The organism is Dyella sp. SG562, assembly GCF_011759495.1.
Lineage (GTDB): Bacteria > Pseudomonadota > Gammaproteobacteria > Xanthomonadales > Rhodanobacteraceae > Dyella_D > Dyella_D marensis.
In genome coordinates, this window is sequence record NZ_JAAOYS010000001.1 from 354,821 (window position 1) to 366,908 (window position 12,088).

Below are 12,088 nucleotides of genomic sequence, written 5' to 3' on the forward strand. Positions count from 1 at the left end.
GCTGGCGGCGAGGATGTCAGCCGTAAACCGGGAACTTATGGCACTGCGCCGTGACCTGCTCGCGCACCTTGGCCAGCACCGCCTCGTCGTTCGGCGCGTCCAGCACGTCGCAGATCCAGCCGGCCAGCGCGGCCACGTCGGCCTCCTGGTAGCCGCGCGTGGTGACCGCCGGCGTGCCGATGCGCAGGCCCGAAGTGACAAACGGCTTGCGCGGGTCGTTCGGCACGGCGTTCTTGTTCACCGTGATGTGCGCCTTGCCCAGCGCTTCTTCCGCGTCCTTGCCGGTGACGTCGCGGCCGATCAGGTCGACCAGCATCAGGTGGTTCTCGGTGCCGCCGGACACGATCTTGTAGCCGCGCTCGATAAAGGTGCGCGCCATGGCCTTGGCGTTCTTCACCACCTGCTGCTGATAGCTCTTGAACGACGGGTCCAGCGCCTCCTTGAAGGCCACCGCCTTGGCGGCGATCACGTGCATCAGCGGGCCGCCCTGGATGCCGGGGAATACGATCGACTGCAGCTTCTTTTCGATTTCCTCACCCGCGTCCTTCGCCACGATGATGCCGCCGCGCGGGCCGCGCAGGGTCTTGTGGGTGGTGGAGGTGACCACGTGCGCGTGCGGCAGCGGGCTGGGATACACGCCCACGGCGATCAGGCCGGCGACGTGGGCCATGTCCACGAACAGGTAGGCGCCGACCTTGTCGGCGATGGCGCGGAAGCGCGCCCAGTCCATCACCTGCGAGTAGGCGCTGAAGCCAGCCACGATCATCTTGGGCTTGTGCTCCAGGGCCAGGCGCTCGACTTCGTCGTAGTCGACCAGGCCGTGCTCGTTCACGCCGTACTGCACGGCGTTGAGGATCTTGCCGGACAGATTGACCTTGGCGCCGTGGGTAAGGTGGCCGCCATGGGCCAGGCTCATGCCGAGGATGGTGTCGCCCGGGTTGAGCAGGGCGAAGTACACCGCCTGGTTGGCCTGCGAGCCGGAATGCGGCTGCACGTTGGCGTAGGTGGCGCTGAACAGCTCCTTCAGGCGCTCGATGGCGAGGCGCTCGGCCACGTCCACGTATTCGCAGCCGCCGTAGTAGCGCTTGCCCGGGTAGCCTTCGGCGTACTTGTTGGTCAGCACGCTGCCCTGGGCCTCCAGCACGCGCGGGCTGGCGTAGTTCTCGGAGGCGATCAGCTCGACGTGGTCTTCCTGCCGGCGCGCCTCGTCGGCCATGGCCTGGGCCAGCTCATCGTCGAAGCCGGCGATCGTCTCGTTCTTGGCAAACATCCTGACCTCTGCGGGTGGCGGCGGGGAGTGGAAGCCAGAAATTGTAGCGCCCGGGGGGTTGGGGGGCCACCGTAGGAAGGGTCGGAAACCGCATACCGGCGCCAACCTCCGGGGGGAATCCTTCTCCCTCCGGCGACCCGAAGGTAGTCCCCGTGGGAAAGAAGGTGGCGGCAGCCGGATGAGGGTACGGGCGGAGCGGAGCACCTCACTCTTGCGCTCCGCCCGCACCCTCACCCCAACCCCTCTCTCCCACGGGGACTACCTACGGGTCGCCAGGGGGAGAGGGGCTTTACGGCGGGCTACCGCCGACACCATCACGTAGCTGATGATCATCAGCAGCAGCCAGGAGCCGAGCTTGCTCAGCGGGACCACGCTCCAACCGTCCCGCTGGGCCGGATAGCGCCAGGCCGCGGCGAAGGTGCCCACGTTCTCGGCCAGCCAGATGAACGCGGCCACCAGCACGAAGCCCAGCAGCAGCGGCATGCGGCGGTGCTCATGGCGCACGCGGAAATGCACCCAGGTGCGCCCGAACAGCACCGCCACCGCGCCGAACAGCAGCCAGCGCAGATCCGCCGCGAAGTGGTGGGTAAAGAAATTGACGTAGATCGCCAGCGCCAGCCACGCCGTCGCCGCGAACGGCGGATGCCGCACGAAGCGGAACTCGAACAGCCGCCAGGCCCGCGCGATATAGCTGCCGACCGCGGCGTACATGAAGCCGGTGAACAGCGGCACGCCGCCGATGCGCAGCAGCGAGGGCTCCGGGTATTCCCACGAGCCCATGGCGGTCTTGAACACTTCCATGGCGGTGCCGGTGAGGTGGAACAGCAGGATGACGGCCGCTTCCTCGCGCGTCTCCAGCCGCAGCGCCAGCAGCAGGCACTGCAGGGCGAACGCGGCCAGCACCAGGAAGTCGTAGCGGGCCAGCCAGGCGCCGGCCGGGTAGCACGCCCAGGTCAGCAGCAGCAAGGCCAGCATGCAGGCGCCGAACAGGCAGGCCCAGGCCTGCTTGAGGCCGAAGCAGACCAATTCGTGCAGCGCCAGCGCCCAGGCGCCGCGCGGCGCGGCCCAGCCCTGCGCCCAGGCGTCCAGCCGCCACAGGCCGCGGGGTGCGGCCGATACCAGGGAATCCATGCGGGCGCGCTCCATAGCGGGTGATGGCGCGCCAGCCTGCGGGCCGGGCATGGCCCTGGTGCGCCAAGGCATGGCGCGGGGCGGGCGCGGCGCGGGCCGTCACCGGGACGACGCGCCGACCGGCTATAATCCCGGGTTTCACCCAACGCCCTAGCGCCTCCGTCCGCCTCGCGGGCCGGCGGCGCACGCCTCCGGAGGCTCCATGCAGTACATCTACACCATGAACGGGGTCAGCAAGATCGTTCCCCCGAAGCGCCAGATCATCAAGGACATCTCCCTCTCGTTCTTCCCCGGCGCCAAGATCGGCCTGCTGGGCCTCAACGGCGCGGGCAAGTCCACGGTGCTGCGCATCATGGCCGGCGTCGACACCGATTTTCAGGGCGAGGCCCGCCCGCAGCCGGGCATCAAGGTCGGCTACCTGGCGCAGGAGCCGCAGCTGGACGCCGAGAAGACCGTGCGCGAGGCGGTGGAAGAAGGCGTGTCGGTGATCATGGACGCGCAGAAGCGCCTGGAAGAGGTCTACGCGGCCTATGCCGAGGAAGGCGCCGACTTCGACAAGCTCGCCGCCGAGCAGCAGGAGCTGGAGAACATCCTGGCGGTGAACGACGCCCACGCGCTGGAGCGCCAGCTCGAAGTGGCCGCCGACGCGCTGCGCCTGCCGCCGTGGGACGCCAAGATCGGCCCGCTGTCGGGCGGCGAGAAGCGCCGCGTGGCGCTGTGCCGCCTGCTGCTGTCCAAGCCCGACATGCTGCTGCTGGACGAGCCTACCAACCACCTGGACGCCGAGTCGGTGGACTGGCTGGAGCAGTTCCTGCAGAACTACCCCGGCACCGTGGTGGCGGTCACCCATGACCGCTACTTCCTGGACAACGCCGCCGAGTGGATTCTCGAGCTGGACCGGGGCCGCGGCATTCCGTGGAAGGGCAACTACACCGAGTGGCTGGAGCAGAAGGACGCCCGCCTGAAGCAGGAAGCCAGCCAGGAGAAGTCGCGCCAGAAGGCGATCGAGAAGGAGCTGGAGTGGGTGCGCTCGGCCGCCAAGGGCCGCCAGTCCAAGGGCAAGGCGCGCCTCAACCGCTTCGAGGAGCTGAACTCGGTCGAGTACCAGCACCGCAACGAAACCAACGAGATCTTCATCCCGCCGGGCGAGCGCCTGGGCCAGGAAGTGATCGAGTTCAAGAACGTCTCCAAGGCCTTCGGCGACCGCCTGCTGATCGACGACCTGTCGTTCAAGGTGCCGCCGGGCGCCATCGTCGGCGTGATCGGCCCGAACGGCGCCGGCAAGTCCACGCTGATGAAGCTGATCACCGGCAAGGAGCAGCCCGACTCCGGCGAAGTGAAGCTCGGCCACACCGTCAAGCTGGCCTACGTCGACCAGTCGCGCGGCATGCTCGATGCCAAGAACAACGTATGGCAGGAAGTGTCCGGCGGCCTGGACATCCTCAGCATCGGCAACTTCGAGATCCAGTCGCGCGCCTATATCGGCCGCTTCAACTTCAAGGGCACCGACCAGCAGAAGATCGTCGGCAACCTGTCGGGCGGCGAACGCGGCCGCCTGCACCTGGCCAAGACCCTGCTGCAGGGCGGCAACGTGCTGCTGCTCGACGAGCCGTCCAACGACCTGGACGTGGAAACCCTGCGCGCGCTGGAAGACGCGCTGCTGGAATTCCCCGGCTGCGCGATGGTGATCTCGCATGACCGCTGGTTCCTGGACCGCATCGCCACGCACATCCTGGCGTTCGAGGGCGACTCGCACGTGGAGTTCTTCCCTGGCAACTACAACGAGTACGAGGCGGACAAGAAGCGCCGCCTGGGCGACGAGGCGGCCAAGCCGCATCGTGTGAAGTACAAGAAGCTGGCGTAAGCGCTCCGACTCCCTCTCCCCTCCGGGGAGAGGGTTGGGGTGAGGGGCCGGGCGGAGCGTAGAAGCAGAAGCAGCAAGCAAGCCGCACCCTGCTTATCCTTCCCAACAAGCCCATACCCTCAAAAAGAACCACGCTCCAAACACCCGTTACCGCAAGACCCGCCCCTCACCCTGCCCTCTCCCCGGAGGGGAGAGGGGTGAGAGGATGAGGCAAGGGAGTAAAGACATGCACTTCATGCAATCCCTGCAAGCCGCATGGCATCGCCACCGCTCCCTGGTCTGCGTCGGCCTCGACCCCGAGCCGGCAAAATTCCCCGCCCATCTGCGTGGCGACGCCGACGCCGTCTTCAAGTTCTGCGCCGCCATCGTCGACGCCACCGCCGACCTGGCCTGCAGCTTCAAGCCGCAGATCGCGCACTTCGCCGCTCTCCGTGCGGAAGACGCGCTGGAACGCCTGATCGCGCACATCCACGCCAGACACCCCGGCGTGCCGGTGATCCTCGACGCCAAGCGCGGCGACATCGGCAGCACCGCGCAGCATTACGTCACTGAGGCGTTCGAGCGCTACGGCGCCGATGCGGTGACGATCAACCCGTACATGGGCCGCGATTCGGCGCAGCCGTTCCTGGACCGCGCCGACAAGGGCGTGATCCTGCTCTGCCACACCTCCAATCCCGGCGCGTCGGACCTGCAGGATCTCGACGTCGGCGGCCGCCCGCTGTACCAGCGCGTCGCCGAAATGGTCGCGCGCGAGTGGAATACGCACGGCAACTGCGCCCTGGTCACCGGCGCCACCTGGCCGGAGCAGCTGGCCGAAGTGCGCGCGCTGGTGGGCGACGTGCCGCTGCTGGTGCCGGGCATCGGTGCGCAGGGCGGCGACGTGGAAGCGGTGGTCAAGCATGGCCGCAGCGCCGACGGCACCGGCCTGATGATCAGCTCCTCGCGCGCCATCCTGTATGCCGGCCAGGGCGAGGACTTCGCCGACGCCGCGCGCAAGGCCGCGCAGGAACTGCGCGACGGCATCAACCGCTACCGCTGAGCGCTTTTCCCGCCGCGCGCCGCGCGGCATAGTCGGGTCTTTCTTTCCGCAGGGAAAAACGCATGCGCGCTTTCGATCCGAACCGGCGCCAGTGGCTGCGCGCCGCCGGCTTCGGCCTCGCCGCCACCGCCGTCGGCGCCCTGCCCTTCGCCGCTCGCGCCGCCGCGCGCTCCCGCCTGATCCTGCTCGGCACCGCCGGCGGCCCCACGCCGAAGCCCGACCGCGCCGCGCCCGCCAGCGCCGTGGTGGTGGACGGCGTCATCTACGTAGTCGACTGCGGCAACGGCGTGGCGCGGCAGATGGTGCAGGCGAAGCTCGACCTCGGCGCGATCCGCCACGTCTTCCTCACCCATCAACATTCCGACCACGACGCCGACTACGGCAACCTGCTGTGGCTGGCCTGGGCCGCGCGCCTGCATACGCGCGTGGACACCTGGGGACCGCCGCCGCTGGCGGCGATGACACGCGACTTCCTGCGCATGAACGACGTCGACATCCAGATCCGCATCAAGGACGAGGGCCGCCCGCCGCTGGCGCCGCTGATCGTGCCGCATGAACTGAATAAGGGCGGCGTGGTGCTGCAGGACGAGCACGTCAAGGTCACCGCCGCGCTGGTGGCGCATCCGCCGGTGGTGCCGGCGTTCGCCTATCGCTTCGACTGCCCGGATCGCTCGATCGTGTTCTCCGGCGATACGCGCCCCACGCCCGCGCTGATCGAACTCGCACGCAACGCCGACGTACTGGTGCACGAGGTGATGTATCAACCGGCGCTGGAAAAGCTGATCGCCTCCGAACCGAACGCCGCCCGCCTGCGCGAACACCTGCTGGCCAGCCACACCACCACCGAGCAGGTGGGACGCGTCGCCACCGAAGCCGGCGTCAAGACGCTGGTGCTGAATCACTTCGTGCCGGGTGGCGATGCGTCGCTCACCGATGAGGTCTGGCGCGACGCCGTGGCGCCGCACTTCAAGGGCCGGCTGGTGGTGGGCCGCGACCTGATGGAGCTGTAAGTCAGTCAGCCGTGGCCACGGCCGCACCGATAGCCGGGCGGGGACGCTGCAGCCGCGCACGCAACCACCGCTCGCACGGCGCCGACAGATAGCGCTCCACCGCCACGCCGAGCAGCCAGCACAGCAGCAGCGCGGGCACATACCACAGCCACCCGCGCGACATGTCGCCGCCACTGGCGCGGAACAGGCGCACCGCGCCGTACACCACGAACATATGGGTGAGGTAGATCTCGTAGCTCAGCTGCCCCCAGCGGCGCAGCCAGCCGAAGCCCGGCCGCGGCCGCGCCGCCCCGCGCTGGCGGCAGGCCACCAGCACGCACAGCGTGGAGAAGGTAAGCAGCAGCATCACGCCGTCCTGCAACAGCGGCCACCAGAACGGCATGGCGATAAACACCGCGAACAGCCCGCTGGCACCGAGGATGCCCAGCGCCAGCGTGGCCCAGCGCGGCGCCTTCCAATGCGCCACCGCCAGCGCGCCGAGCAAGCCGGTGCCGATCGCGGACATGCCGGGCAGATAGGCCTTCTCTTTCCAGATCTCGCTGGCATCGTCCAGCGACGACAGCAGCCACGGCAGCGCCATGGCCAGCGCGCACAGCAGCAGCGCCATCAGCGCATCGCGGCGCAGCAGCAGGCAGGCCAGCGGGAAGCCGAGGTAGAACACTTCCTCGATCGACAGCGACCACAGCACGTCCCAGTTGCCCGGCAGATAGCCGGTCTGGCCTTCGTACCAGTTCAGATGCAGGCCCAGCGCGGCCAGCACCGCGCGCGGCAGCGACTGGCCTTCGCGGTTGATCGCGTAGTCCTGCGCGCCGACCAGATGCAGCACGCTCAGCACGCCGACCAGGGCCAGCAGGCAGGGCACGATGCGCGCGAAACGCCGCGCATAGAAGTCGCGCAGATCGATGCGCTCCAGCGCGCCCCAGCGGCGGATCGCATTGCCCGCGATCAGGAAACCGGAGATCACGAAGAACACGAATACCGCTTCGTAGCCGTTGAAATTCAGCGCGCTCAGCAGCCGCGCCGGCAGCACCTCGGCCAGCGCGGTCTTCTTCAGCGGTATGCGCAGGCCGAGGTGGTGCAGCACCACCAGCAGGATGGCGATGCCGCGCAGCAGGTCGATGCCGGGATTGCGTTCAAGAGGCGAAGGCTTTGACGATGGCATCGACGGGTTTGCGCAACAGGGATTCGTTGAACATTAGCATCAGGCGGCCGTCGCGCGGCTCGACGATCATGATGTCGGCCTTGGCCAGGCGTTCCCGCAGGCCTTGCCGCCGCGGCTCGGCGATCTCGACGAAATGGATATTGGTGCCGTGCTCCACGCGGCGCACGGTGTAGCCGTCCAGCTTCGCCAGGCCGTCGAGCAGGCGGTCGCCGGCGGCGCGCACCCTGGCGAAGCGCTCCTCGAAGCCATGGAGCGCATCCAGCGCCAGCAGCGCGGGCTGCCAGCCGTGGTAGATGGTGCCGCCGAAGATGTGCCGCGTATCGCGCGCCTTGGCCACGTTGGCCTTGGTTCCGGCGAGGATGGCGCCGAACGGCGCGCCCAGGTATTTGTAGAGCGACACGTAGACCGTATCGAACGGCGCCGCGTACTTCGCCGCGCCGAAGCCTTCGGCGCCGCTGTTCAACAGCAGGCGCGCGCCATCCAGATGCATGCCGATGCCCTTGGCGCGGGCCCGCTCGGCGATCGCCTGCACCACCTCGAACGGCACCATCGCGCCGTCGGCGCGGCGCACCGGGCTTTCCAGCGAGATCGCGCCGATCGGCAAGGGATAGGCGGCCTTCTCCGACACGGCGATGGCCGCGTTCACTTCGTCCAGCGTCGGCGCCGCGCGGTCCGGCGCCAGCGGCACCAGGTTGATCGCGCTCAGCGTGGTCACCGCATCGCTTTCGTCGCAGTAGACGTGGCTTTCCTGCTGCACCAGGGCGCGCTTCTTGTCGCCGCACAGCAGGCGGATGGCGACCTGGTTGGCCAGCGTGCCGGTGGGCATGAAGGCGGCGTCTTCCTTGCCCAGCAGCTGGGCGAAGCGCTGCTCCAGTTCTTCCACCGCGCCGCGTTTCAGATAGGCATCGCCGGCCTTGTCGCGGGTCTGCAGGATGGCATCCATGCGGGCCAGCACGTCGCGCCCGTAATGCGGCAGGTCGTCGCCCATCAGGATCACGCTGCGGTTGATGTGCTCCGGGTCCTGCGGACTCTTCGGCGAAGCGGCGGCCCATGCGGTTGGCGCGGCGGCCAGTGCGGCGAGCGAGCCCGCGGTCAATGAGGAACGGAGAAAGTCCCGACGGTCCATTGCGTGCGCCCCCGCGTGGCTGGTTGTCGGGGGGAACGTAGCACCGCGGACGCGCGGGCTGATCGGCCGAAGGTCATGTCCGGCCCCAACCTACGCCGAGGACTTATTGGGCAGGCGCCGCCGGCAGATCCGAAATCATCTGCTTCGCCAGCCCTTCATAGTCGTAATCGAAATGATGATCGCCCGTCTTGCGATACACCTTGATCCACGCCGGCAAACCGGCGGTGGCGCAGATGGTGTCGTCCTCGTCGTCCTTGCCGTAGTAGCACATCACCGGCGGATGGCCGTCCAGGGCGAGCAGCGGCGGGCGGGCGTCGTAGTGCTTCACCGGGTTGAGCAGCTGGAACAGGTTCTGCGTCTGCGTCTTGAACCAGCCCTCGACCATATAGCCCTGCATCTCGATCTCGTAGCTGACGTCCTTGCTCGGCGACAGCAGCACCAGCTGCGCGACGCGGGCGCGGTTCTCGGGCTTCAGCTTTTCGATGACCGACGGCAGCACGTCGGCGCCGAAGGAGAAGCCGATCAGCCACACGCGCTGCTTGCCCAGCCGGGCGGTGGACTGTTCGATCAGCGCGTCCAGGTCGGCAGCCGAGGCATCGGCATTGCTCTGGCGCCAGTAGTACTTGAGCAGGCTCACGCCCATCACCGGCACGCCGTGCTGGGCCAGGATGGCGCCGAGCTGCTTGTCCAGGTCGCGCCAGCCGCCGTCGCCGGAATAGAAAATGGCGACCACGTCGCCGCGTCCTTCCAGCGGCTTGGCGCCCGGCGCGGCCGGCAGTTCGACCAGGGATTCGGCCATCGTCGCGTGGTGCCAGGGCTGCCACACGAGCGCGCCCGCGGCCGCGGCGGCGAGCACGAGGCCGCCGATGATCTTGGTGATTCGTTTCATCGGCGCACCATACCCGATAGGCCGCCGGAGATCAGGCTGGCGATATTGGCCAGCACCAGCGGCAAGGCGATGCCGGCGGGGACCGCGAGATAGCGCGGCTCCCACTCGGGATCGAATTTGTCCTTGTACTTGTGCAGGCCGCGGAAGTTGTAGAAGCGTTCGCCGCGGCCGAACACCAGCGCGCCCAGGCGGCTCCACAGCGGCGCGGTGCGCCGGTTCTGCAGGCCGGAGAACGGCGCCATGCCGAGGTTGAACCAGACGTAGCCTTCGGCGCGCGCCCACTGCATCAATTCGATGAACATGAAATCCATCACGCCCGAGGTGCCGTCCGGCAGGTGGCGCATCAGATCCACCGAGGCTTCTTCCTTGCTGTCGGTGAGGAACAGGTTGGCGAAGGCCACCAGCTCTTCGCCCTTCCACACCAGCGCCATCGGCGTGCGCGCCAGGTAGGCCGGGTCGAAGGTGCCGAGCGAGAAGCCTTTTTCGCGCACGCCCTTGTCGCGCATCCAGGCATCGGAGATCGGCTTCAAGCGCGGGATCAGCGCGCCCACTTCGTGCGCCGGCACGATCTGCAGGCGCATGCCTTCGCGGGTGAGCTTGTTGATGGTGTTGCGCAGCACCTTCTTGGACTTGCCGTCGAGGTTGAAGCCGTCCAGCTTGACGCGCGCCTCCTCGCCGATCTTCAGCAGGTTCATGCCCACTTCCAGATACAGGTCCAGGTCCTGCGGCCGCACCTGGTAGAACAGCGGCCAGCCGCCGGCGCGTTCGCATTGCTCGCGGAAGGTCCACACCAGTTCGCGGCGCGCGTCTTCGTCCTCGCCGACCGGATCGCCCATGGCGACCCAGCTGCGGCCTTCCACGTCGTACATGATGAAGGCCCTGGCCTCGGCATCGAACAGCAGGGTCTTGTCGCCCATCAGCGCCAGGTGCGCCTGCGCCGAGGAATAGTGCTTGATCAGCGGCAGCGCGCGCGCCAGTTCCTCTTCGCCGGGCAGGTGCAGGTCGGGCCGCGCGGGGCGGATCAGATTGGCCAGCGCGAACAGCATGCCCACCGCCGCCGCGCCCACCAGCGCACGCAGCGCGCGCGGCGCACCGCCGTGATAGAAACTGAATTCCCACCACAGGTTGGTGCTGTACTCGACGTGCTTGTAGCTGAAGGACACCAGCCAGCCCGCGCAGCCGAGCACGGCGAGGATGGCGATGATCCAGCCCACCGAGAAGGTGGCGCTGAACAGCGAGGCGCGGCGATAGAACAGGCGGTGCGCCGGCGCCAGGCCCAAGGCCAGCAGCGAGAGCAGCGTGGCTTCCTCGTAGTCGATGCCCTTGAGCAGCGACAGCACCGCGCCGAGCAGCAGCAGCACCAGGGTCAGCACGTAGGCCGCATCCAGCCGGCGCTGCAGGCCGCGCGCCAGGATCAGCAGCAGCATGCCGACCATGCTGGCCAGGAAGTGCGAGAACTCCAGCACCGGCAGCGGCAGCACGTGGCGCAGAATCTCCATGCGTCCCGGCAATGCGGACGTCGCACCGGAGAACAGCAGCACCGCGCCGGAGACCAGGGTGAGGCCGGCGAAGAACGGCGGCAGCAGGCCGGTGAACCACGGCGCCAGCGGCACCTTGCCGGCCACCCCGCGCGCCTCGCGCGCCAGCACCACCACGGTGGCGGCGCACAGCGGCAGGAAGTAGTAGATCAGGCGGTACGCGGCCAGCGCGCCGAGGATCGGCGCCTCCAGGCCTTCGTTGCCGGTGGCGCCGAAGCCGGCCAGCATCACCGCCTCGAACACGCCCAGGCCGCCGGGCACGTGGCTGACCAGGCCGGCGATCTGCGCCAGCACGAAGATCGCCATGAAGTGGCCGAAGCCGGTGTCCACCGCATTCGGCATCAGCAGGTACAGCACCCACGCGGCCAGGCCCCAATCCACCGCGCCGGTAAGAATCTGCCGCGCCGCCGTGGGCGTGGACGGCCAGCTCACGCGCCAGCGCCACAGGCGCAGCGGCTGGCGCAGCACCTGGCTGCCGGCCAGCCACAGCACGGGAATGAGGGTGAGCACGATCGCCACCGGAATGCGCAGGCTGGCCATCGGCACCGTCGGCGGCACCGGCACCAGCAGCAGGGTCACGCCGGTGAGCGCGAACAGGCCGAGCCAGAAACTGGCCGTGCAATACAGCACCACCTTGGCCACCTCGGCGGTGGACAGGCCGGCCTGGATATAGAAGCGGTAGCGGATCGACCCAGAGATCAACAGGGCCATGCCCAGCGCGTTGCTGAAGGCGTAGCTGATGAAGGAGATCAGCGTGACCTGGGCGCGCGGCAGCTTGCGGCCGATCGAGGCCAGGCCGAACCAGTCGTACAAGGTCATCACGCCGTAGCTGGCCGCGGTGAGCAGCATGGCCAGCACGATGCGGTGGTTTTCCAGGCCGTGCACGTAGCGCGCGACTTCGCGGTAGCTGACCTGGCTGGCCAGCGAGCGCAGCGCCCACAGCGCCAGGCAGAGCATGCCGACCGAAAGCAGCGGACCGGCGAGCCGGCGCAGCCACGCCCCGCGAGGGCGCGTCAGGGCTTCTGCCGGCTCTGGAGCGTCCGCCCCTCTCTGCTCCAC

Annotated in this window: 9 protein-coding genes; 3 read left to right on the plus strand and 6 right to left on the minus strand. The window is 68.4% G+C overall.

The genetic code is table 11. The annotated features are described in order from the left end of the window. Nucleotides 1–16: 16 nt before the first annotated feature. Complete coding sequence (gene glyA / locus FHW84_RS01570) at nucleotides 17–1,270, minus strand: serine hydroxymethyltransferase (protein WP_167252363.1); 1,254 nt, start codon at nucleotides 1,268–1,270, stop codon at nucleotides 17–19. A gap of 258 nt (nucleotides 1,271–1,528) precedes the next feature. Next, nucleotides 1,529–2,401, minus strand: coding sequence for a DUF817 domain-containing protein (locus FHW84_RS01575; protein ID WP_167252364.1), 873 nt, complete (start codon nucleotides 2,399–2,401; stop codon nucleotides 1,529–1,531). A 202-nt stretch (nucleotides 2,402–2,603) separates the two neighbouring features. On the opposite strand from FHW84_RS01575, the gene ettA reads away from it, so the two are divergent. The 3 genes from ettA to FHW84_RS01590 all read left to right on the plus strand — a co-directional run bounded on the left by ettA (nucleotide 2,604) and on the right by FHW84_RS01590 (nucleotide 6,314). Then, entirely contained in the window at nucleotides 2,604–4,265 is a 1,662-nt protein-coding gene (ettA, locus tag FHW84_RS01580; RefSeq protein WP_167252365.1) for an energy-dependent translational throttle protein EttA, read from the plus strand. Nucleotides 4,266–4,491: 226 nt separating this feature from the next. Then, complete coding sequence (pyrF, locus tag FHW84_RS01585) at nucleotides 4,492–5,304, plus strand: orotidine-5'-phosphate decarboxylase (RefSeq protein WP_167252366.1); 813 nt, start codon at nucleotides 4,492–4,494, stop codon at nucleotides 5,302–5,304. Between the two features lie 62 nt (nucleotides 5,305–5,366). Beyond that, complete coding sequence (locus FHW84_RS01590; RefSeq protein ID WP_167252367.1) at nucleotides 5,367–6,314, plus strand: MBL fold metallo-hydrolase; 948 nt, start codon at nucleotides 5,367–5,369, stop codon at nucleotides 6,312–6,314. 1 nt (nucleotide 6,315) lies between these two features. Here FHW84_RS01590 and FHW84_RS01595 read toward each other — a convergent pair whose 3' ends face one another. The 4 genes from FHW84_RS01595 to mprF all read right to left on the minus strand — a co-directional run bounded on the left by FHW84_RS01595 (nucleotide 6,316) and on the right by mprF (nucleotide 12,046). Next, nucleotides 6,316–7,476 (minus strand): acyltransferase, encoded by a 1,161-nt coding sequence (locus FHW84_RS01595; protein WP_167252368.1) that lies wholly within the window; start codon nucleotides 7,474–7,476, stop codon nucleotides 6,316–6,318. Further along, nucleotides 7,448–8,602 carry a low specificity L-threonine aldolase gene (locus tag FHW84_RS01600; protein ID WP_167252369.1) on the minus strand — a complete coding sequence of 385 codons (1,155 nt, stop codon included), beginning with the start codon at nucleotides 8,600–8,602 and terminating at the stop codon, nucleotides 7,448–7,450. The genes FHW84_RS01595 and FHW84_RS01600 overlap by 29 nt, the downstream gene beginning before the upstream one ends. Before the next feature lie 103 nt (nucleotides 8,603–8,705). Beyond that, a complete protein-coding gene (locus FHW84_RS01605) occupies nucleotides 8,706–9,491 on the minus strand; it encodes an AcvB/VirJ family lysyl-phosphatidylglycerol hydrolase (RefSeq protein ID WP_167252370.1) in 786 nt (261 codons plus the stop codon). Then, nucleotides 9,488–12,046: a bifunctional lysylphosphatidylglycerol flippase/synthetase MprF gene (gene mprF / locus FHW84_RS01610; protein ID WP_343203556.1), complete on the minus strand. Its 2,559-nt coding sequence runs from the start codon at nucleotides 12,044–12,046 to the stop codon at nucleotides 9,488–9,490. The genes FHW84_RS01605 and mprF overlap by 4 nt, the downstream gene beginning before the upstream one ends. Nucleotides 12,047–12,088 lie beyond the last annotated feature (42 nt).